General features: G+C 66.4%; 20 protein-coding genes and 3 tRNA genes. 11 read left to right on the top strand and 12 right to left on the bottom strand.

Annotated features, from left to right (window positions below; genetic code table 11):
• Positions 1 to 165: 165 nt before the first annotated feature.
• Genes Q0741_RS19735 through Q0741_RS19705 form a run of 7 tightly spaced genes read left to right on the top strand, consistent with a single transcriptional unit; the run spans position 166 to position 4,207 of the window.
• Complete coding sequence (locus Q0741_RS19735) at positions 166 to 1,815, top strand: replication endonuclease (protein WP_298234899.1); 1,650 nt, start codon at positions 166 to 168, stop codon at positions 1,813 to 1,815.
• Complete coding sequence (locus Q0741_RS19730) at positions 1,809 to 2,309, top strand: hypothetical protein (RefSeq protein WP_298234898.1); 501 nt, start codon at positions 1,809 to 1,811, stop codon at positions 2,307 to 2,309. Before Q0741_RS19735 ends, Q0741_RS19730 begins: the two co-directional genes overlap by 7 nt.
• Positions 2,310 to 2,343: 34 nt before the next feature.
• The gene (locus Q0741_RS19725; RefSeq protein ID WP_298234897.1) at positions 2,344 to 2,544 is read left to right on the top strand and encodes a hypothetical protein; all 201 of its coding nucleotides are present in this window, start codon (positions 2,344 to 2,346) and stop codon (positions 2,542 to 2,544) included.
• The gene (locus Q0741_RS19720; protein WP_298234896.1) at positions 2,541 to 2,690 is read left to right on the top strand and encodes a hypothetical protein; all 150 of its coding nucleotides are present in this window, start codon (positions 2,541 to 2,543) and stop codon (positions 2,688 to 2,690) included. The genes Q0741_RS19725 and Q0741_RS19720 overlap by 4 nt, the downstream gene beginning before the upstream one ends.
• The gene (locus Q0741_RS19715) at positions 2,683 to 2,973 is read left to right on the top strand and encodes a hypothetical protein (protein ID WP_298234895.1); all 291 of its coding nucleotides are present in this window, start codon (positions 2,683 to 2,685) and stop codon (positions 2,971 to 2,973) included. The genes Q0741_RS19720 and Q0741_RS19715 overlap by 8 nt, the downstream gene beginning before the upstream one ends.
• Entirely contained in the window at positions 2,970 to 3,227 is a 258-nt protein-coding gene (locus Q0741_RS19710; protein ID WP_298234894.1) for a DUF4224 domain-containing protein, read from the top strand. Before Q0741_RS19715 ends, Q0741_RS19710 begins: the two co-directional genes overlap by 4 nt.
• A 2-nt stretch (positions 3,228 to 3,229) precedes the next feature.
• Complete coding sequence (locus Q0741_RS19705; protein ID WP_298234893.1) at positions 3,230 to 4,207, top strand: tyrosine-type recombinase/integrase; 978 nt, start codon at positions 3,230 to 3,232, stop codon at positions 4,205 to 4,207.
• A gap of 250 nt (positions 4,208 to 4,457) precedes the next feature.
• On the opposite strand, the gene Q0741_RS19700 is transcribed toward Q0741_RS19705, so the two are convergent.
• The 7 genes from Q0741_RS19700 to Q0741_RS19670 all read right to left on the bottom strand — a co-directional run bounded on the left by Q0741_RS19700 (position 4,458) and on the right by Q0741_RS19670 (position 10,809).
• Positions 4,458 to 4,531, bottom strand: a tRNA-Cys gene (locus tag Q0741_RS19700).
• A gap of 39 nt (positions 4,532 to 4,570) precedes the next feature.
• Positions 4,571 to 4,646, bottom strand: a tRNA-Gly gene (locus tag Q0741_RS19695).
• A gap of 77 nt (positions 4,647 to 4,723) precedes the next feature.
• Positions 4,724 to 7,153, bottom strand: a complete 2,430-nt coding sequence (lon, locus tag Q0741_RS19690; RefSeq protein ID WP_298234892.1) for an endopeptidase La — start codon at positions 7,151 to 7,153, stop codon at positions 4,724 to 4,726.
• A 100-nt stretch (positions 7,154 to 7,253) separates the two neighbouring features.
• A complete protein-coding gene (clpX, locus tag Q0741_RS19685) occupies positions 7,254 to 8,516 on the bottom strand; it encodes an ATP-dependent Clp protease ATP-binding subunit ClpX (protein WP_298234891.1) in 1,263 nt (420 codons plus the stop codon).
• Between the two features lie 159 nt (positions 8,517 to 8,675).
• Positions 8,676 to 9,284 carry an ATP-dependent Clp endopeptidase proteolytic subunit ClpP gene (gene clpP, locus Q0741_RS19680; RefSeq protein ID WP_298234890.1) on the bottom strand — a complete coding sequence of 203 codons (609 nt, stop codon included), beginning with the start codon at positions 9,282 to 9,284 and terminating at the stop codon, positions 8,676 to 8,678.
• 104 nt (positions 9,285 to 9,388) lie between these two features.
• Positions 9,389 to 10,696, bottom strand: coding sequence for a trigger factor (tig, locus tag Q0741_RS19675; RefSeq protein ID WP_298234889.1), 1,308 nt, complete (start codon positions 10,694 to 10,696; stop codon positions 9,389 to 9,391).
• 26 nt (positions 10,697 to 10,722) lie between these two features.
• Positions 10,723 to 10,809 (bottom strand) — tRNA-Leu (locus Q0741_RS19670).
• 124 nt (positions 10,810 to 10,933) lie between these two features.
• On the opposite strand from Q0741_RS19670, the gene hpnC reads away from it, so the two are divergent.
• From hpnC to Q0741_RS19650, 4 genes are all read left to right on the top strand, one after another.
• A complete protein-coding gene (gene hpnC, locus Q0741_RS19665; protein ID WP_298234888.1) occupies positions 10,934 to 11,785 on the top strand; it encodes a squalene synthase HpnC in 852 nt (283 codons plus the stop codon).
• Positions 11,782 to 12,630 carry a presqualene diphosphate synthase HpnD gene (gene hpnD / locus Q0741_RS19660; RefSeq protein WP_298234887.1) on the top strand — a complete coding sequence of 283 codons (849 nt, stop codon included), beginning with the start codon at positions 11,782 to 11,784 and terminating at the stop codon, positions 12,628 to 12,630. Before hpnC ends, hpnD begins: the two co-directional genes overlap by 4 nt.
• Positions 12,630 to 13,946, top strand: coding sequence for a hydroxysqualene dehydroxylase HpnE (gene hpnE / locus Q0741_RS19655; RefSeq protein ID WP_298234886.1), 1,317 nt, complete (start codon positions 12,630 to 12,632; stop codon positions 13,944 to 13,946). The genes hpnD and hpnE overlap by 1 nt, the downstream gene beginning before the upstream one ends.
• A gap of 130 nt (positions 13,947 to 14,076) precedes the next feature.
• A complete protein-coding gene (locus Q0741_RS19650) occupies positions 14,077 to 14,853 on the top strand; it encodes an IclR family transcriptional regulator (RefSeq protein WP_298234902.1) in 777 nt (258 codons plus the stop codon).
• Positions 14,854 to 14,956: 103 nt separating this feature from the next.
• On the opposite strand, the gene pbpG is transcribed toward Q0741_RS19650, so the two are convergent.
• The 5 genes from pbpG to Q0741_RS19625 form a co-directional block, all read right to left on the bottom strand.
• Positions 14,957 to 15,958 (bottom strand): D-alanyl-D-alanine endopeptidase, encoded by a 1,002-nt coding sequence (gene pbpG, locus Q0741_RS19645; RefSeq protein WP_298234885.1) that lies wholly within the window; start codon positions 15,956 to 15,958, stop codon positions 14,957 to 14,959.
• Between the two features lie 160 nt (positions 15,959 to 16,118).
• Positions 16,119 to 17,660 (bottom strand): 2-isopropylmalate synthase, encoded by a 1,542-nt coding sequence (locus Q0741_RS19640; RefSeq protein WP_298234884.1) that lies wholly within the window; start codon positions 17,658 to 17,660, stop codon positions 16,119 to 16,121.
• A 13-nt stretch (positions 17,661 to 17,673) separates the two neighbouring features.
• A complete protein-coding gene (gene leuA, locus Q0741_RS19635; protein ID WP_298234901.1) occupies positions 17,674 to 19,359 on the bottom strand; it encodes a 2-isopropylmalate synthase in 1,686 nt (561 codons plus the stop codon).
• Positions 19,360 to 19,626: 267 nt separating this feature from the next.
• Positions 19,627 to 20,466: a CDP-diacylglycerol--serine O-phosphatidyltransferase gene (gene pssA / locus Q0741_RS19630; RefSeq protein ID WP_298234883.1), complete on the bottom strand. Its 840-nt coding sequence runs from the start codon at positions 20,464 to 20,466 to the stop codon at positions 19,627 to 19,629.
• A 451-nt stretch (positions 20,467 to 20,917) separates the two neighbouring features.
• Complete coding sequence (locus Q0741_RS19625) at positions 20,918 to 21,454, bottom strand: diacylglycerol kinase (protein WP_367184150.1); 537 nt, start codon at positions 21,452 to 21,454, stop codon at positions 20,918 to 20,920.
• Positions 21,455 to 21,670 lie beyond the last annotated feature (216 nt).

The following is a 21,670-nucleotide window of genomic DNA, read 5'->3' as shown; positions in this document are numbered from 1 at the left end:
CGCGATCCTTAACTCTCGATGACCTCGCATCAACACGGGATCGCCGCGCGCTTACCCCATGACGGTGAACCGCTCATTGCACCCGTAGGCGGCCCTACGCCTACGCCTACGCCTACGCCTACGCCTAAGCAGGAGAGCACCGGGACACCCGCGGAAGCACCGCGCATGTTCCCCCGCCACCTGCCCCGAGTCGCGGCCCTCTTCGACATCCCGGACGACGAGCTGACCGAGCAGGCCAGCCGCGCCGCCAGCTCCGTGCAGCGCCTGGCGGACCTGTGGGCGCGCAACGGCACCGCGGATGCCGCCGTGCTGCGCTCGCTGCGCAGCATCGCCAAGCGCCACGCCGTGAAGATGCCCGACAAGGCCGGGCTGCAGCAGCGCGTGAACCGCATGGCGGATGCCGGCTGGTGGCGCCGCGCGCTGCGCAAGCGCTTCCAGGCCGTGGAGCTGCACCAGATCCAGGCCGGCGCCGTCCACCGCCAGGCCTCGCCCTACGTGTCGGCCAAGGCGCTGCGCCGGCACGAGCGCAACGCGGCCCGGCTGGAACAGCAGATGGCAGGGCTGGAGGCCGTCAACCAGGCCACCGGCGAAGCCATCCACATGCCGGAGCTGATCGATGCCAGCCTTTCCAACCCGGCCCACCGCCGCCGGGCGCTCATGGCCCGCATCAAGGGCATTGAGGCCAGCGCCAACGCCAAGGGGCACGCCGCCCTGTTCCTCACCCTCACCTGCCCGAGCTGCATGCACCCGCGCCACTTCAGCGGCGCGCGCAACGACCGGTACGACGGCACCCGGCCCAACCTGGCGCAGCGCTACCTCCGCTGGGTCTGGAGCAAGGCCATGCGCCGCGCCGAGCACCTGGGCCTGACGGCCTACGGCCTGCGCGTGGTGGAGCCCCATCACGATGCCTGCCCCCACTGGCACATGCTGGTCTTCACGCCGGCCGACCAGGCGGAAGCCTTCGCCAACAACCTGCGCGCCTACGCGCTGGCCGTGGCCCCGGACGAGCCCGGCGCGGCCGAACACCGCTTCACGGTGGAGCGCATCGACCCGGCCAAGGGCAGCGCCGTGGGCTACGTGGCGAAGTACGTCAGCAAGGCCATCGACGGCGAGGGCGTGGACGGCGACAGCGAGAGCACCGGCGACGGCCGCAGCACGGCGCGTCGGCAGATCGCCTGGGCGCGCACCTGGAGCATCCGGCAATTCCAGTTCTTCGGCGTGCCGCCCATCACGCCCACGCGCGAGCTGTACCGCGTGGCTGGCGAGACCCTGCCCGGCCACGCGCTGCGCGAGCTGCACAGCGCCTGCAAGGCCAACGACTACGCCGCCTGGCTGGCGACCGTGGAGGTGCACGGCCTGAGCTTTCGCGTGGACTACAGCGAGCAACCCAGCACCCGCTACCGCGACGAGACCACCAAGGCCATCCAGGGGCTGCGCATCCAGGGCGGCGACCTGGGCGGCGTGCTGCAGCTCACCACGCGCTGCGACACCTGGCGCATCCAGCCGCGCGCCAAGGCCGGCGCCGACAGCTCGCAATGCGAGGGCGCAAGCCCGGCGCCTGACGCCCCTTGGACTCGATTCAATAACTCCGCAAGCCTTGATTTCAAAGGACTTTTTCCGGACGCACTGCCGGCGGACGTGGAGGGCTTTGAGGGGGTGGTAGACGCGGGCGCGGTGTGCGGGAAGCGTCCCGCACCGGGCACCGCTACCCGGTGCAGGACAAGGCCAGGAAACAGCCAGGCGCGCAGCTTATCGGCCCCTGGCGCTGACGCAAGAAGCTCGAACGCAACCGCGCAAGGAGGCAGGCCATGCTGAATCGACTCCCGGAGATGATGCCGACCCTGACGGAGATGGTGGGCGACATCGGCAACCCGAAGCCGGCCGCGCTGGCGAAGGCGCTGGGCGTGAGCCCGCGGACCGTGCACCGCTGGCTGCAGGCGGAAGAGGCGGCCCCGCGCTGCGCCCTGCTGGCCATCTTCTGGCTCACCCGCTGGGGCATGTCCCTGGCCTATTGCGAGGCACACAACCTGGCGCAGATGCACGCCGGCATGGCGGCCTGCACCAAGCAGCAGCTCGAACAAGCCCGGGCAGCGCACGCAGCCATCGTCACCGAGCTGGAGGCCCGGTTGGAGCTGCTGGGCCGCATCGGCGACTTCGGCGCGGCCAACGATCCCGCGCCCCCGCCGCGCCGCGGCGTGCCCGCGCTGCCCGTGATCGCCGTCCCCGGCGAAGCGTCGCAACCGTCCAGCGCATCCAGTTCCACCAGCACGAACCATCGGAAAACCGCCCGGTTCAACCGGGCCAGCTGAGCGGTTCGCCTGAAGCTATCCCCGTAACGTAACGATGAAGAACAAGACCCCTCGCCTGGGCCGCTGGCGGACCGAAAGCGGCTTCCGGTACATCCCGGTTTTCACGGCGGAGCACAACGCGCAGCGCTTCGTGAAGCACGTGCAGCGCCTGGGCCGCAAGTTCCGGCGGCTGCCAAACCAAAGGCGCGTGGCGCTCAAGGCACGGCGCATCCATGGATGGAGGTCGTGGACGTGAGCGGCCTCTTCCTCACCACGGACGAGCTCAGCAAGCACGTCGAGCAGCTGCAGCGCGCAATGCGCCTGCGTCCCTGCGCCCTGCGCTTCGCCCTCAAGGTGCGGCGCCTCCACGGCCGTTCCGTGAAGGAGTGCGGCCATGGATGACAAGACCGTTTCTGTGCGCGTGGACCTGGCGCGCGGGGAGGCGTCCGAGCTGGAAGCGTTCATTGCAGGCGTACTGGAGCGCGTTCCGGCTGCGTCGCGGCTGCAATCCGGTCTGGTGCGCGTGCACCAGGCGCTGGCGCGCGAGCTGTGCGCCACAGGCGGCAACGCGCGTGAAGTGAAGCCGGCGCAGCGGCTGTGCCAGAGCTGCCCGGACCGCACGTGCGCCGGTCCCGACAACGCGCGTTTCGTCATGGTGACGAAAAAGGAAGGCGGTGCGGCATGAGCGGCCTCTTCCTCACCACGGACGAGCTCACCGAGCTGACCGGCTTCAAGCAGACCGCCGGACACGTCCGGTGGCTGGAGCGCAACCGCTGGCGCTTCGCCCTCACGCGCAGTCAACAGCCGCGCGTGGCGCGCGCCTACTTCCTCCACCGCATGGGCCTGCCGGCCAGCCACGGCGCCAGCGCCGGCACCAGTGCGGCCGAACAGGCGGCGGCGCAGGAGGAACCCGACTTCTCCGCGCTGGACCGCTTCTGACCATGGGCCGCACACGCACCACCAACAAGGGCTTGCCCCGCGGCCTGCAGCTCAAGGACGGCCGGTATTACCACGTCACCACGGTGGCGCCGCGGAAGTGGACGCCCCTGGGCCGCGACCGCGCTGCGGCGCTGCTGGCCTGGGCGCGCCTGGAGGGCACCGAGCCGGACCCCAGCGCGCGCACCTTCGAGGTGGTGGCCCTGCGCTACGCCCGGGAGGTGATCCCCACCAAGGCCCGCCGCACCCAGCAGGACAACGTGAAGGAGCTGGAGCGGCTGCGCGCCGTCTTCGGCCGCGTGCAGATCGACGCCATCAAGCCGCACCACGTGCGCGCCTACATGGACAAGCGCGGCGAGGCCGCCAAGGCCCGCGCCAACCGGGAGAAGGCCCTCTTGAGCCATGTCTTCAACAAGGCCCGGGAGTGGGGTTTCACCTCGGCGGCGAACCCCTGCCAGGGCGTGAAGGGCTTCAAGGAGGCCGGCCGGGACCGTTACGTCACGGATGACGAATTTCGGGCCGTGTGGGAGCACGCCCACCCCGCCGTGCAGGATGCGATGGACCTGGCCTTGCTGACCGGCCAGCGTCCGGCCGACGTGCTCAAGATCAGGCACGAGGACGTGCGCGACGGCGCCCTGTGGGTGGTGCAGAACAAGACCGGCGCGCGCCGCGCCATCGAGCTGAGCGGCGAGCTGGCCGCGCTGGTGGCGCGCATCGAGGCCCGGCCGCGGGCGCGCTCCGGCCCGTGGCTGATCAAGGACGAGGACGGCCAGCGCCTCAGCGCCACCACCTTGCGCTCACGTTTCGACAAGGCCCGGCGGCTGGCCGGCGTGTCCTTCCAGTTCCGAGATTTGCGCGCCAAGGCGGCGACCGATACCGGCGACCTGGCGCACTCCCAAAAACTGCTGGGCCATACCAAGCGGGATATGACCGAGCACTACGTGAAGCGCCGCATCGGTGAGAAAGTCAAACCCCTCCGGTAGCAGGGCGAAACTCCACGCACCAGGCGCCCCACCACGGGCGCCTTTCTTTTGGCACCCTCGGAAGGAATCACCCCGCCAGGCAGACCAAGCCGCGCCGGCCACCCTCCTGCCAAGCCATCGACGCCACGCACACCGGGCAGCAGCCCGGCAAGGCTGCCGAGTTTGTAGAGAAGCGCCGCGAAATGTAGAGCGGCAAAAAGAAAAGCGGCCCACTCGGGGCCGCTAAGTATTTGATTTCTTTAGAGTTCTTTGGAGGCGCGGGGCGGAGTCGAACCGCCCTGGACGGATTTGCAATCCGCTGCATAACCGCTTTGCTACCGCGCCGCTGCATGAAAAAGGGAAGCCGGGGCTTCCCTTTGGGATTGGAGCGGGAAACGAGGCTCGAACTCGCGACCTCAACCTTGGCAAGGTTGCGCTCTACCAACTGAGCTATTCCCGCGTGGTCTTCGCTTGGCATTGCTGCTCAGCGAAGACTCGCAGTATACACCGCTTTTTTTGACCTGCGCAAGCCTTTTTTCAATGCTTGATCGCGTCGCCGGTGGCCGCGGTTGCGGGTTCCGGCTTGGCGGCCGTCGCAGCCTCCTTAGCAGGCAGGTCTTCCTCGGGCAGCGCCTCGGGCACGGCCTCCAGCGCCACTTCCAGCACGCGGTCGATCCAGCGGACCGGGACGATCTCGAGCTGGTTCTTAACGTTCTCTGGGATGTCCTGCAGATCCTTGACGTTTTCCTCGGGGATCAGCACGGTCTTGATACCACCGCGGTGCGCGGCCAGCAGCTTCTCCTTGAGGCCGCCAATGGCCGTGACCTCGCCACGCAGCGTGATCTCGCCCGTCATCGCCACGTCCGCGCGCACCGGGATGCCGGTAAGCGAGGAGACAAAGGCGGTGGTCATGGCGATGCCCGCGCTCGGACCGTCCTTAGGCGTGGCGCCGTCAGGCACGTGGATATGGATGTCGCGCTTCTCGAACATCTCATCCTTGATGCCCAGGCGGCGGGCACGCGAGCGCACCACCGAGCGCGCGGCCTCGACCGACTCCTTCATCACGTCGCCGAGCTGGCCGGTGCGGATGATGTTGCCCTTGCCGGGCATCACCACCGCCTCGATAGTCAGCAGGTCGCCGCCCACCTCGGTCCAGGCCAAGCCGACCACCTGGCCGACCTGGTTCTTCTTCTCGGCACGGCCGAAGTCGTACTTGCGCACGCCTAGGAAGTCGTGGAGGTTTTCCTCCGTGACGACCACCTTGCCTTCGTAGGTCTTGAGCTGCAGGCCCTTGACCACCTTGCGGCAGATTTTGGAGATCTCGCGCTCCAGCGAGCGCACGCCGGCCTCGCGGGTGTAGTAACGGATGATCCCGCGCAGCGCGCTCTCCGTGACTTCCATCTCGTCATCGCGCACGCCGTTGTTCTTCTGCTGCTTGGGCAACAGGTAGCGCTGGGCGATGTTGAGCTTCTCATCCTCGGTGTAGCCGGACAGGCGGATCACCTCCATGCGGTCCAGCAGCGCCGGCGGGATGTTCATGGAGTTGGAGGTCGCCACAAACATCACGTCCGAGAGGTCGAAATCGACCTCGACGTAGTGGTCGCCGAAGGTGTGGTTTTGCTCAGGGTCGAGCACCTCCAGCAGCGCCGATGACGGATCGCCGCGGAAATCCATGCCCAGCTTGTCGATCTCGTCGAGCAGGAACAGCGGATTACGCGTGCCGACCTTGGTCAGGCTCTGCAGCACCTTGCCCGGCATGGAGCCGATGTAGGTACGGCGGTGGCCGCGGATCTCGGCCTCGTCACGCACGCCACCCAGGGCCATGCGCACGAACTTGCGACCCGTGGCGCGGGCCACGCTCTGGCCCAGCGAGGTTTTGCCCACGCCCGGGGGCCCGACCAGGCAGAGGATCGGAGCCTTGACCTTGTCCACGCGCTGCTGCACCGCGAGGTATTCGAGGATACGGTCCTTGACCTTCTCCAGGCCATAGTGGTCCTCGTTGAGCACTTCCTCGGCGTGGGCCAGGTTGTGCTTGATCTTGGTCTTCTTGGCCCAGGGCAGGTTGATCAGCGTGTCGATGTAGTTGCGCACCACGGTAGCCTCAGCCGACATGGGCGACATCAGCTTGAGCTTCTTGAGCTCACTGTCGGCCTTTTTGCGCGCCTCCTTGGGCATCTTGGCCGCGACGATCTTCTTCTCCAGCTCCTCGAGATCGGCACCTTCCTCGCCGTCGCCGAGCTCCTTCTGGATCGCCTTGACCTGCTCGTTCAGGTAGTACTCGCGCTGGCTCTTCTCCATCTGGCGCTTGACGCGGCCGCGGATGCGCTTTTCCACCTGCAGGATGTCAACCTCATGCTCCAGCAGCTCCAGCAGCTTCTCCAGCCGCTTGTCCACCTCGTGCAGGTCCAGCACGGACTGCTTGGCTTCGAGCTTGAGCGGCAGATGCGCGGCGATGGTGTCGGCTAGGCGGCCGGCGTCGTCGATGCCGGCGATGGAGGTGAGAATCTCCGGCGGGATCTTCTTGTTGAGCTTGACGTACTGATCAAATTGCTGCGTCACCGCGCGGCGCAGCGCCTCGACCTCGGGCTTGGCGTCGGCTTCAGGCGGGATCGGGCTGACCTCGGCCACGAAGTGCTCACCGTTCTCAGTGATCTTGGTAGTACGGGCGCGCTGCGTGCCTTCCACCAGCACCTTCACGGTGCCGTCGGGCAGCTTAAGCATCTGCAGGATGCTGGAGACGCAGCCGATCTCGAACATGTCGTCCGCCTTTGGCTCGTCCTTGCCGGCAGCTTTCTGCGCCACCAGCATGATCTGGCGCCCGGCCTCCATGGCCGCTTCCAGCGCCTTGATCGACTTGGGCCGCCCCACGAACAGCGGGATCACCATGTGGGGAAACACCACCACGTCGCGCAGCGGCAGCAGCGGCAGCGTGGTCGATTCGGCGGGCAATACAGGATGTCCTGACATGGGTTCCTCTCTTTCTCAGGCCCACTTGGGGCCCGAGCATTCATTTGCAAGCGGGAACGGCCGCCGCCGTGTCGGAGATCGGAAAGAAACGAGGGTTATCTCAGGCACTGGCCTTCTGCTCGCGGTAGACGAGCAGTGGCTTGGCTCCCTCTTCGATGTTGTGTTCATCCACCACGACCTTGGCCACGCCATCGAGGTTGGGCAGATCAAACATGGTGTCGATGAGGGCGTGTTCCATGATCGAGCGCAGACCGCGCGCGCCCGTCTTGCGCACCAGCGCCTTGCGCGCGATGGCCGACAGCGCCGAGGGGCGGAGTTCCAGCTCCACACCATCCATGCCGAAGAGCCGCTGGTATTGTTTGACCAACGCGTTCTTGGGTTCGGTGAGGATCTGCACCAGCGCGTCCTCGGTCAGCTCGCCCAGCGTGGCGACCACTGGCAAACGGCCCACCAGTTCCGGGATCAGGCCGAACTTGATGAGGTCTTCAGGTTCCGCCTCGCGGAACAGGTCCGACACGCGCTTCTCGCTCTTGCTATGGACTGTGGCGGCGAAACCGATACCCGATTTCTCGGTACGGTTCTGGATCACTTTCTCTAGCCCATCGAAGGCACCGCCGCAGATGAACAGGATGTTGGTCGTGTCGATCTGCAGGAAATCCTGATTCGGATGCTTGCGCCCGCCCTGCGGCGGCACGCTGGCCATGGTGCCCTCGACCAGCTTGAGCAGCGCCTGCTGCACGCCTTCGCCGGAGACGTCGCGCGTGATGCTGGGGTTGTCGGCCTTGCGGCTGATCTTGTCGATCTCGTCGATATAGACAATGCCGCGCTGCGCGCGCTCGACATCGTAATTGCAGTTCTGTAGCAGCTTCTGGATGATGTTCTCGACGTCCTCGCCCACGTAGCCGGCCTCGGTCAGCGTGGTGGCGTCGGCGATGACGAAGGGCACGTTGAGCAGTCGCGCCAGCGTCTGCGCCAGCAGCGTCTTGCCCGAGCCGGTGGGGCCGATGAGCAGGATGTTGCTCTTGCTGAGCTCCACCTCCTCCTTGCTCCCACCCATGTGCTTCAGGCGTTTGTAATGGTTGTAGACGGCCACGGCCAACGTGCGCTTGGCCACCTCCTGACCAATCACATATTGGTCCAGGCTAGCCTTGATCTCACCTGGGGTAGGCAGGTCAGACTTGGCGGACTTGGCGGCACCTTCAGGTGGCACCTCGTCACGGATGATGTCATTGCACAGCTCGATGCACTCGTCGCAGATGAACACCGAGGGGCCGGCAATGAGCTTCTTCACCTCGTGCTGGCTTTTGCCGCAGAACGAGCAATACAGCACCTTCTCGCTCGAAGCGCCTTTTTTGTCGGCCATGGAATTTAGGGTCGCAAGTGCGCGTTAAGGGGGTCGGGTCAATGATAGTGCAATGGGAAACGGGGCTCCCCGTGTCCGGAGAGCCCCGTCGCCCAAGGTGCCTAAGAAGCCACGCCAAGCGCCGTTTCCTCTGTGAAAACGGCACGCAGCAGGCTGCCGTCAGGGCCGGCGATCAATAACCTGATCAATCAGCCCGTAAGCCTTGGCTTCGGACGCGGACATGAAATAGTCGCGCTCGGTGTCGGCCTGGATCTTCTCCAGCGGCTGGCCGGTGCGCTCAGCCAGGATGCGGTTGAGCTGCTCGCGGGTCTTGAGAATCTCGCGGGCGTGGATCTCGATGTCCGTCGCTTGGCCCTGCGCCCCGCCCAGCGGCTGGTGGATCATGACCTTGGAATTGGGCAGCGAGAAACGCTTGCCCTGCGCGCCGGCTGCCAGCAGGAACGCACCCATGCTGGCCGCAATGCCCATGCACAGCGTAGAGACGTCGGGCTTGATGAACTGCATCGTGTCGTAGATCGACATGCCCGCACTCACGCTGCCGCCCGGGGAATTGATGTAAAGCGAGATGTCCTTGTCCGGGTTCTCGCTCTCCAAGAACAGCAGCTGCGCCACCACCAGGTTGGCCGTCTGGTCGTTGACCGGTCCCACCAGGAAGATCACCCGCTCGCGCAGCAGCCGGCTGTAGATGTCGTACGCGCGCTCGCCGCGGCCCGACTGTTCGATGACGATGGGCACCATGCCCAGATTGTTCGTATCCAGCGCACTCATGAGGATTGTCCTTACAGGGGAGGTTCCGCGACGATTATGTCGTGAAGAAAACAAGGGCGCCGGCCTTGCGGCACGGCGCCCTCCGGCCCTCTGGGAGCAAAGCCTTAGCCGGCCATCAGCTCCTCGAAGGGCAGCTGCTTCTCGCTGACCTTGGCTTGGCTCAGCACGAACTCGGTGACATTGTTCTCGATCACCACGGCCTCGACTTCAGCCATGCGCTGGCGGTCGCTGAGATACCAGCGCACCACCTCGGCCGGGTTCTCGTAGCTCTGAGCCATCTCCTCGATGTGCGCTTGCAGCTGCTCGGGCTTGGCCTGCAGGTTGTTGGCACGCACCAGCTCGGCCACCACCAAGCCCAGACGCACGCGCTTCTCGGCCTGCGGCTGGAAGATTTCGGCGGGGATCGGAGCCTTGTCAGCGTCCTTGATGCCACGCTGCTTGAGGTCGGCGCGGGCGTTCTGCGTCATGCGCGCGACTTCGTCTTCCACCAACGCCTTGGGCAGGTCCAGTTCGGCGGCCTTGACCAGTGCGTCCATCACGGCGGCCTTGTTCTTGGCCTGGACGCGGAACTTCACCTCGCGCTCCAGGTTTTTCTTCACGTCGGCGCGCAAGGCCTCCACCGTGCCTTCGCTGATGCCCAGCGACTTGGCGAATTCCTCGTTCACCTCGGGCAGGTGCTGCTGCTCGATCTTCTTCATCGTGACCAGGAAGTCGGCTTCCTTGCCCGCAACGTCCTTGCCGTGGTAGTCCTCGGGGAACTGCAGCGGAAAAGTCTTGCTCTCGCCAGTCTTCATGCCGCGCACGGCCTTGTCGAACTGCTCCAGCATCTGGCCTTCGCCGATGATGAACTGGAAGCCTTCAGCCTTGCCGCTAGCGAAAGGCTCGCCGTCAATCTTGCCTTCGAAGTCGATGGTGACACGGTCGCCTTCGGCAGCATCCTCCTCGGCGGCACGCTCGGAAAAACTGCGGCGCTGCTTGCGCAGGATATCGATGGTCTTGTCGATCGCTTCTTCGCTGACCTCGGTGGCCACGCGGTCGATCTCAGCGGCGGAGAGGTCGCCGATCTTCACGTCCGGATAGACCTCGAAGGTGGCGTCGAACGCCAGCTGGCCTTCACCGGCCTCTTCCTTCTGCGTGATCTTGGGCGCGCCGGCCACGCGCAGCTTGGCTTCGGTAGCAGCGTTGGCGAAGGCCTCGCCCACTTTGTCGTTCATGACCTCGTACTGCACCGAGAAGCCATAGCGCTGCGCCACCACGCTCATCGGCACCTTGCCCGGACGGAAGCCGTCAGCCTTGACAGTGCGCGAAAGCTTCTTCAAGCGCGACTGCACCTCATTGTTGATGGCGTCCGCGGGCAGCGTCAGCGTGATGCGGCGCTCCAGCTTGTCGAGGGTTTCCACTTGGACGGTCATGATGTCGTGCTCTTTCGTTGCTTGTGTGGTGCGCGGGGCCGGACTCGAACCGGCACGCCATCGCTGGCGTCAGGACCTAAACCTGGTGCGTCTACCAATTTCGCCACCCGCGCCGTTGTCCCAGCAGTGCCGCCCGAGCGAGGCCGGCATTGCGCAGTGATTCGGCAAACCGTGCATTTTAGCCTGCCGCCGCAGCGTCCCCGGAGACAGGGGATCTGCCATGGACAATCGCGCACCGTGAGCATCGACCACTACGAAAACTTTCCCGTCGCCTCCGCGCTGTGTCCGCCGGCTCTGCGCCCGGCCGTGGTCGCCATCTACCACTTCGCGCGCACCGCTGACGACATCGCCGACGAGGGCGACACGCCGCCCGTGCAGCGCTTGGCGGCACTGGGCGCCTACCGTGCAGAGCTGGAGCGCTGCGCCGCGGGACAGCCACCGCTGGACCAGCGCTGGCACCGTGTGTTCGAGCCGCTGGCCGTGCAGATGCGCCGCTTCGCACTACCGCCGCAACTGCTGGGCGATCTGCTCAGCGCCTTCGAGCAGGACACTGGCAACCCGCACTACCCCGACCGTGCCGCGCTGCTGGACTACTGCCGCCGCTCGGCCGACCCCATCGGGCGGCTGTTGCTGCACCTCTACGGCGTGCAGGAGCGCACCGCGCTGGCGCAGTCCGACGCCATCTGCAGCGCGCTGCAGCTCATCAACTTCTGGCAAGACTTCAGCGTGGACCTGCCACGCGGCCGCCACTACGTCCCGCTGGCTGACGCGGCGCGCCACGGCCTGACGCTGCAACAACTCGAAGTGCAGCAGGACAACGCCGCAACGCAGGCTCTGGTGCGTGAGCTTTGCGACTGGGCGCGCGCGCTGATGATTTCCGGTGCGCCGCTGGTGCACCGACTGCCCGGACGCGCAGGCTGGGAGCTACGCCTGGTGGTGCAGGGCGGACTGCGCATCCTTGAGAAAATCGAGCTGATGAACCACGCCACACTCGCCCGGCGTCCCAAGCTGGACGCCTCTGACGTGCCGCGCCTGCTGTGGCGTGCCCTGGGTATGCGCGCCGGCACCGTAGCCCGGAGCCCCGCATGACGCCGCAGCAATACGTGCAGGAGAAGGCGGCGGCCAGCGGCTCGTCCTTCTATTACGCCTTTCGCTTCCTGCCGCCGCCGCGGCGCGAAGCCATCACGGCTTTCTATGCCTTCTGCCGCGAGGTGGACGACGTGGTGGACGAGACCCATGACCCCGGCGTGGCCGCCACCAAGCTGGCCTGGTGGCGCCAGGAGGTGGCCTCCGCCTTCGCCGGCAAGCCCAGCCACCCGGTGATGCACGCGCTCATCCCGCACGTGGCGGACTACGGCATTGAGCCGCGCCAGCTCCACGCCGTGATCGAAGGCTGCGAGATGGATCTGCAGCAGACGCGCTACCTGGACTTCCCCGCGCTGCAACGCTACTGCCACCTGGTGGCAGGCATCGTGGGCGAGGTGGCCGCCGGCATCTTCGGCCGCACGCAGGAGAAGACGCTGCAATACGCGCACACGCTGGGCCAGGCGATGCAGCTCACCAACATCATCCGCGACGTGGGCGAGGATGCGAGGCGCGGACGCATCTACCTGCCGGTGAGCGAGTTGCAGCGCTTCGACGTCAAGGCCAGCGAGATCCTCAGGCGCGAGGCGCCCTGGGGCTACAGCGAGCGCTTCACGGCACTGATGCGCTTCCAGGCCGAGCGCGCGCACCGGCTCTATGACGAGGCGCTAGCGCTGCTGCCGGAGGAGGATCGGCGAGCCCAGCGGCCGGGGCTGATGATGGCGCAGATCTACCGCACGCTGCTGCGCGAGATCGAGGCTGCCGGCTTTCAGGTGCTGCACCAGCGCATCTCGCTCACGCCGCTACGCAAGGTCTGGATCGCCATGCGTACCAACTGGCAGGCACGCTGATGGCCGCGTCGGCGCTGCGGCCCGGCACGGCGGCGCGGGCGCTGGACGTGGGCGTCGTCGGCGGCGGCTGGGCCGGCTTGGCCGCGGCGGTGGAGGCGGTGGCGCGCGGCCATCGCGTCACACTGTTCGAAATGGCTCCGCACCTGGGCGGACGCGCACGCGCCCTGCCCGACGGCGTGCTCGACAACGGCCAGCACATCCTCATCGGCGCCTACCGCCAGACGCTGGCTCTGATGCGCCGTGTCGGCGTCGATCCGGAGCAGGTGCTGCAGCGCCTGCCGCTGGCGCTCGTCACGCCCGACGGTCAGGGACTGCGCCTGCCGCCGGGCCCCCCGTTGGCCACCTTCGGCTGGGCCGTGCTGCGCCGCGAGGGTTGGAGCCCGGGCGAACGACTGGGCCTGCTGGGCACCTCGCTGCGCTGGGCGGCGATGCGCTTCCGCTGTCCTTCCGACTGGAGCGTGGCCCGGTTGTGCCAGCCGCTGTCGCCACGCGTGCGTGCCGAGCTGATCGACCCGTTATGCGTGGCGGCGCTGAACACGCCGGCCGAGCACGCCAGTGCTTCGGTATTCCTGCGCGTGCTGAAGGACGCGCTCTTCGGCGGCGCCGGCGCGGCCGACCTGCTGCTGCCGCGCCGGCCGCTCTCGGCCCTGCTGCCGGAACCCGCCGGCAACTGGCTGTGCCGCCAGGGCGCCACGCTGCGCGTCGGCGCCCGCGTCCAGGCACTGTTGCGGGACGACAGCGGCGCCTGGCAAGTGCAGGGCCAGCGGTTCGATGCCGTAGTGCTGGCCGCCAGCGCCACCGAGGCCACGCGGCTGGTCCAACCTCTGGCGCCGGACTGGGCCGCGCAGGCTGCGGCCCTGCGGTACGAACCGATCGTGACCGTGTACCTGGAGAGTCCGGGCACCCGGCTGGCGCAGCCCATGCTGCAGTTGCATGAATCCGACACCGCCCCGGCGCAGTTCCTCTTCGACCACGGCGCGCTGAGCGGCATGCCAGGCTGCTTTGCCGCCGTCATCAGCGGCGCAGCCCCCTGGACAGCGCGCGGACTCTCAGCCACGGGCGAAGCCGTGCGGGAGCAACTGCTACGGGATTTCCCGGCCGGCACTTGGCGCCAGCCACCTTGCGTGAAACGCGTGGTCGCCGAACGACGCGCCACCTTCGCCTGCACGCCCGAGTTGCAGCGACCGCCCGCGCACATCGCACCGGGCCTGTGGGCCGCCGGCGATTACGTGCAGGGCCCCTACCCCGCCACACTGGAAGGCGCCGTGCTCGCCGGTGTCGGGGCCGCTCGGGCCCTGGACGCCCCCTTGCGCTGACCGCCTCCCCCTGCACGGCCAGCTTTGCTGTGGAGGGCTGCACACCCGGGAGAACCCGGAGACTTCATATCAACGGGCAAAGTGGATTTTCGCGATGCAAAATATTGCCAACCACAGCACAATCAGCGACATGCAGAAGAAGGAAGTTCAGACGCCCACGATCCAGGTCCTGGAGCGCAGCTTTGCCCTGCTGGACGTGTTGGCGGCTCATCGTGACCCGGTATCGCTCAAGGAGATCAGCGAGCGCACCGGACTGCATCCCTCCACGGCGCACCGCATTCTCAATGACTTGGCGGCGGGCCGTTTTGTGGACCGCCCCGAAGCCGGTAGCTATCGGCTGGGCATGCGGTTGCTGGAGCTGGGCAATCTCGTGAAAGCACGGCTGGACGTGCGCGACGCGGCGCTGGGGCCGATGCGTGAGCTCCACAGGCTCACGCACCAGACGGTCAACCTGTCGGTGCGCCAGGGCGACGAGATCGTCTACATCGAGCGCACTTACAGCGAGCGCTCCGGGATGCAGGTAGTGCGTGCGGTGGGCGGCCGTGCCCCGCTGCACTTGACTTCGGTTGGCAAGCTGTTCCTGGCCCATGACGAGCCACAGCGCGTGCGCGCTTACGCCACTCGCACCGGGCTGGCCGGACACACGCGCAACAGCATCACCGACCTGCCGCGGCTGGAGCGCGAGCTCACCAACGTGCGCCAGCAGGGGATTGCGCGCGACGACGAGGAATTGGAGCTGGGCGTGCGCTGCATGGCGGCGGGCATCTACGACGACCAGAACCAGCTCGTGGCCGGCCTGTCGCTCTCGGCACCGTCCGACCGGCTGGAAGAAGGCTGGATCGAGCGCATCAAGTCCACCGCGGCCGAAATCTCGCGCGCGCTGGGACAGCAGTCGCACCAGAGCTGAGGCGCCCCCAGGTCACCCAAAGAAAAAGGCCTGTCTGCTGGGACAGGCCTTTTGCCTTGCACCCGCCTGGCGCACCAGGCGCGGTGACGTAGCTTGAATCTGCTCAGTCGCCGTTGCTGGCCATGGCTTTAACGCCCGAAGCGGCGCCCTGAACGAGCCACTTGCGTAGCCGCTCGGCGTCACCGATGCGCGAGTATTTCCCGGCGGAATCCAGCAGCACCATGATCAACTTGCGGCCGGCCAGGTCCGCCTGCATCACCAGGCAGCGCCCGGCTTCGCTGATGTAGCCGGTCTTCTGCAGGCCGATGTCCCAGCTGCCGCCGCGCACCAGGCCGTTGGTGTTGTGGAAGGCCACCTGGCGGCTGCCCAGGGACACTACATGCTCGGGTGAAGTCGAGTACTCGCGCAGGAGCTGATTGCCATGCGCGTACTTGACTAGCGCCGCCAGGTCACGCGCACTGGACTGGTTGCGGCTGGACAGTCCGGTGGGCTCCGCGTAGTGCGTGTCGTTCATGCCCAACTCGCGCGCCTTGCGGTTCATGGCGGCGACGAAGGCCTCCAGTCCGCCCGGATAGTGGCGGCCAAGCGCGTTGGCGGCGCGGTTCTCGGAAGCCATCAACGCCAAGTGCAGCATCTCGTCTCGCGTCAGCCTGCTGCCAACGGCCAGCCGCGAACTGCTGTTCTTCTCGGTGTCGACGTCTTCCTCCGTGATGGTCAGCACTTCGTCCAGCGGCTGCTGCGCCTCGGTCACGACCAGCGCCGTCATCAGCTTGGTAATGGAGGCAATGGGCAGCACGGCCTGCGGGTTCTTGCTGAACAGGACCTCGTTGGTGTCCTGGTCCATCACCAAGGCGACGCTGGACTTCAGGTCCAGCGGATCGCTGGTGCCGTGCAGGCCGTAGATGTGGCCGAAGGACAGCCGGGCCGGCGCGGCCTCAACCTCCGGCGCGCTGCGGCGTGCCAACACTGTGCGCACCGCCTTGGTTTTCGCAACCTTCGCCTCGACACGCGCCGACGCCTTGCGCGCCGGTTTTCGGCCAGCCGCCTCGGCATCAAAGGGCTGCAACAAAGCCGTGCCGATCAGCACGGCTAGCGACCAGGTCATCAGGCGGAGATTGTTAAGGCGACGCACGGTCAAACTTCCGGACTGCGGAGGCTGCAGAGTTTAAAGGAGGGTAAAAACATATGCAATATCAAAAACTTAGAGCAACTTCCTCAAGTGAACTTGCACATGCTTCGGTCTCTGCAGGCCAGCTGCCTCCTTGCTAGCCCTGTGCCGCCACGCGCTCGGCTTGGCTGTGGAGCTTGTTCAGCGCCGACAGATAGGCCTTGGCCGAGGCGATAACGATGTCAGGGTCGGCCCCGACGCCGTTGACCACCCGGCCACCAAGCTGCAGCCGCACCGTCACCTCGCCCTGAGATTCTGTGCTGCCCGAGGTGATGGCATTGACTGAATACAGCAACAGTTCCGCACCACTTCTTACTTTCGATTCGATGGCTTTAAGGCTGGCATCCACCGGCCCGTTACCTTCGCTTTCTGCATGGTGCTCCTGCTCACCAGCGGCGAACACCACGCGGGCGAAGGGACGTTCACCGGTTTCGGAGCGCTGAGCCAGCGCCAGCAGACGGTAATGTTCGTGTTCGCTGGTAACGCTCTCATCCCCCAGCAGCGCAATGATGTCCTCGTCAAAGATCTCGCTCTTGCGGTCGGCCAGATCCTTGAAACGCGCGAAGGCGGCGTTGAGCTCGGCTTCGGACTCCAGTTCCACGCCCAGTTCCTGCAGCCGCTGGCGGAAAGCATTACGGCCCGAGAGCTTGCCCAGCACGATCTTGTTGGCGCTCCAGCCCACGTCCTCCGCACGCATGATTTCGTAGGTGTCGCGCGCCTTGAGCACGCCGTCCTGGTGGATGCCGCTGGCATGCGCGAAGGCATTGGCGCCCACCACCGCCTTGTTGGGCTGCACCACGAAGCCCGTGGTCTGCGCCACCAGGCGTGAGGCCGGCACGATCTGCGTGGTGTCGATACCTACCTCCAGCCCGAAGTGGTCGCGCCGCGTTTTCACGGCCATCACGACTTCCTCCAACGAGGTGTTCCCCGCGCGCTCCCCCAGGCCGTTGATGGTGCATTCCACCTGGCGTGCACCGCCGATCTTCACGCCAGCCAGCGAATTGGCCACTGCCATGCCCAGGTCGTTGTGGCAGTGCACCGACCACACCGCCTTGTCCGAGTTGGGCACGCGCTCGCGCAGCATGCGGATGAAGTTGCCGTAGAGCTCGGGGATGGCGTAGCCGACGGTGTCGGGCACGTTGATGGTGGTGGCGCCCTCCTCGATCACCGCCTCCAGCACGCGGCACAGGAAGTCCGGATCGGAGCGGTAGCCGTCCTCGGGCGAGAACTCGATGTCCGGGCACAGGTTGCGTGCGAAGCGCACCGCCAGCCGCCCCTGCTCCAGCACCTGCTCGCGCGTCATGCGCAGCTTCTTCTCCATGTGGAGCTCGCTGGTGGCGATGAAGGTGTGGATGCGCGAGCGCGGCGCGTCCTTGAGCGCCTCGGCCGCGCGCGAGATGTCGCGGTCGTTGGCGCGCGCCAGCGAGCACACGGTCGCCTCGCGGATGTGCGAGGCGATGGTGCGCACGGCCTCGAAGTCGCCGGGGCTGGCGGCGGCGAAGCCCGCCTCGATCACGTCCACGCGCAGCCGCTCCAGCTGGCGCGCGATGCGCAGCTTCTCGTCGCGGGTCATGGACGCGCCGGGCGACTGCTCGCCGTCACGCAAGGTGGTGTCGAAGATGATCAGCTTGTCGCTCATGGCCTTGTCTCCTTCAGGCAGCCTGTTCCTGCATCGCCGCAGGGCCCGCCACGACACCGGCGCGCGCCAGTCCCGACAGCAGCGCCTTGAGCGAGGCGTTGACGATGTTGGCGTCGATGCCGGCGCCAAAGAGCACCTGCGCACCCACGCGCAGCTCGATGTAGGCGGCCGCGCGTGCCTGCGCACCCGCGCCCAGCGCATGTTCGTGATAGTCCAGCACCTGTACCTCCGTGCCGACGTGTGCGCGCAAAGCAGCCACGAAGGCGTCCACCGGACCGTTGCCCTCGCCATGCAGCACCAGCGCCTGGCTTTCGATCGTGCCCTGCGCTTGCACGCGCATGCGGCCGCCGCCCGCCTCCTCCAGCCGTACCGCACCCAGCGCCACACGCTCCAGGCGGTACTCGCAATCGAACAGCGCCCACAGGTCAGCGGCGCTGAGCTCGCGGCCCTCGGTGTCCATCACCGCCTGCACGCGACGGCTGAACTCCATCTGCAGCCGCCGTGGCAGCACCAGGCCGTACTCCTTCTCCAGAAGGTACGAAATGCCCCCCTTGCCCGACTGGCTGTTGACGCGGATCACCGCCTCGTAGCTGCGGCCCAGATCCTGTGGGTCGATGGGCAGGTAGGGCATGTCCCACACGTCGCCGTCGCGGCGCGCGGCGAAGGCCTTCTTGATCGCGTCCTGGTGCGAGCCTGAGAAGGAGGTGTAGACCAGGTCGCCCACGTAGGGATGGCGCGCCGGCACCGGCAACTGGTTGCAGTGCTCGACGGTGCAGCGGATGTCATCAATGTCGGAGAAGTCCAGATTCGGCGAGACGCCCTGGGTGTAGAGGTTGAGCGCGACGTTGACGATGTCGAGGTTGCCGGTGCGCTCGCCGTTGCCGAAGAGGCAGCCCTCCAGCCGATCGGCACCGGCCATCAGCGCCAGCTCCGCCGCGGCGGTGCCGGTGCCGCGGTCGTTGTGCGGGTGCACTGACAGCACGATCGCGTCACGCCGCGCCAGGTGACGGTGCATCCACTCCACCATGTCGGCGAAGACGTTGGGCGTGGAGTGCTCGACGGTGGACGGCAGGTTGATGATGCACTTGCGCTCGGCCGTGGGCGCCCACTCGGCGGTGACGGCATCGACCACCCGTTTGCTGAACGGCAGCTCGGTGCCAGAGAACATTTCGGGCGAATACTGGAAAGTCCAGGCCGTTCCGGGCTGCTCCTGGGCCAGCTGCCGGATCAGCCGCGCGTGGCTCGCGGCCAGCTCGACGATGCCGTCCTCGTCCAGTCCCAGCACCACGCGGCGCATCAGCGGCGCGGTGGCGTTGTAGACGTGCACGATGGCGCGCGGCGCACCGGCCAGTGCCTCGAAGGTGCGGCGAATCAGCTCCTCGCGCGCCGGCGTGAGCACTTGGATCGTGACGTCCGCGGGAATCAGGTCCTGCTCGATGAGCTGGCGCACGAAGTCGAAGTCCACCTGCGACGCCGAGGGGAAGCCGACCTCGATCTCCTTGAAGCCGATGTCCACCAGCGCGCTGAACAGGCGCATCTTGCGCGCCGGGTCCATGGGTTCGATCAAGGCCTGGTTGCCATCGCGCAGGTCCACGCTGCACCACACCGGCGCGCGGGTCAGCACCGCGTCCGGCCAGGTGCGGTCGGCCAGCCGCACGGGCGCAAAGGCACGGTACTTCTTGGCGGGGTCAAGCAACATCGGCATGGGATCTCCTGGGAAGGGATGCCTCGCAGCCACGGAAAAAGCAAACGGCCCGCTGCGAGACGCTGGCGGGCCGTTGATCCGTAGGAAGGACGAAGTCGATCAGCGCGCCCGCAGCACTCCTAGCAGCAGTAGAGACAGGGCGGTGGCGCGGGACGACATCAACTCAATATAGCACGCCCCTTCGGGTCACCCCAAAGGGGGTTGCCTATCGCCGCCATAGCATGCAAGGCACCGCGCGCAGCCGTCCCGCCCAAGCGGCGCTCAACGGTGCAGGCCGGCCTCGTCGGGCTCGTCGGTGGAGGTGGCGATCACGCTCACCGGGCGGCCCTTGCTGCGCTTGTAGACGTACACCGCGTAGCCCGAGAAGCCGTACACCACGAAGAGCCCGAACAGCACCAGCGGCGGGTGCAGCGTGATCACGGCAATGCCCAGCGCGATGGCCACGATGACGATGAAGGGCACCGTGCGTTTGAAGTTCACGTCCTTGAAGCTGTAGAAGGGCACGTTGGTGACCATGGTCAGCCCCGCGTACAGCGTCAGCCCGAAGGCACTCCAGCACAGCCAGTTCACGCTCCACGCCTCGCGCCAGCCGGCGTTGTCCATCACCCAGATGAAGCCGATGATCAGCGCCGCCGCCGCCGGGCTGGGCAGGCCCTGGAAGAAGCGCTTGTCCACCACCGCGATGTTGGTGTTGAAGCGCGCCAACCGCAGCGCCGCGCCCGCGCAGTAGACGAAGGCGGCGATCCAGCCCGGCTTGCCCAGACCCTTGAGCGCCCACTCGTAGACGATGAGCGCCGGCGCCGCGCCGAAGCTCACCATGTCGGAGAGGCTGTCCATCTGCTCGCCGAAGGCGCTCTGCGTGTTGGTCATGCGCGCCACGCGGCCGTCCAGGCTGTCGAGCACCGCCGCGCAGAAGATGCCGATGGCTGCCTGCTCAAAGCGCCCGTTCATCGCCATCACCACAGCGTAGAAGCCGCCGAACAGCGCCGCCAGCGTGAACAGATTGGGCAGGATGTAGATGCCCTTGCGGCGCGGGCGCACGGGGTCCGTCGCCTCGTTCGCCTCAACGGCCTCGGCGTCGTCGCGGTTCAAGTCATTCATGCAGCGTGGGAGCAGCGAGATCTCGCAAGCCCCAGGGATTGATTTTGCAAACCCCAAAGGATAACCGAAGTCATCCACGCCCCAGCCGGCACGGCATGCCGACCAATAAACCACCACATCACTGTGGCCAGCTGATATTTTTATCACCGCGTGATTTTCTGTCGAATATCCAATTGAAACACACAGCACAGCTGCCCACACCCCAACCAGAAACGCAGACACGACAACAACCTGTGGTTCCCTATTGAGGCGAACCCAGCCAGCCCCCAGTTAAATCCAGCCCTCAATGCTGGCCATCCGATCCAGCCATCGCCAATTACCAGAAAGAAGCGAACACAAATCATTACCCGCCGACTTGGGCGAAATTATTCCCAAGCCAACAGCATTTCTTTTTTTGAATGAAGATCCCAAGCGCCAAACTTAGCGCGGCCCCTGCCCCCTCATGGCCGGCTCACTTGAGCAGGCCCAGCACCACACCCAACCGGGGAAGAACCAGGGCAATGAAAGCAAAGGCCAAGCAGCCCATGCTGATGAGCACTGCGGCACTGGCAATGTCCTTGGCGCGTCCGGACAAGGGGTGCCGCTCCAGCGACACGCGATCCACCACCGCTTCCAGGGCGGAATTGAGTAGCTCGGTGACCAGCACGAAGCCCATGCTCATCACCAGCATCACCCACTCGATGGCCGGCAGCCTCGCCACGAGGGCCAGCCCCACCACGACGGCGATCAGCAGCAGTTCCTGCCGGAAAGCACTTTCGAAACGGAAGGCAGCGGCCAACCCTGAAAGTGAATAACCCAAGGCTCTGAATATCCGGGCCACACCACCCCGGCTCTTGAATGCCGACATCGGAGAAGGACCGCCGTCCATGCACCACCCGTTTTCAAGCGACGGCACCCCGGTGCGCGTCAGAAACATCGACATATTGGCAGCACCCTGTGGCACCACCGAATAGCGTCGACACAACCATTGCCACGATCCCGCACGCATCGACCGACTCTTGCCACCGGGCCACGAGCATACATTTGCGGCGGGCTCCACAGGGCCGCTGAGCGGGCCTGAGGCTGCAAGCGCGGAATTTTCATACCCCAAGTACCAATTTTAGTCCCGGGCCACCCGGCCCAGCGGCTTGAGGGCATATCGCCCGCGGCCGCGCACTGCACGCCAAAGAAAAAGGCCGCACGCGGCGGCCTTTAACGACGGGGT

Source organism: uncultured Azohydromonas sp., assembly GCF_937926365.1.
Classification (GTDB): Bacteria; Pseudomonadota; Gammaproteobacteria; order Burkholderiales; family Burkholderiaceae_C; genus Azohydromonas.
This window is presented reverse-complemented; position numbering and strand designations above follow the sequence as displayed.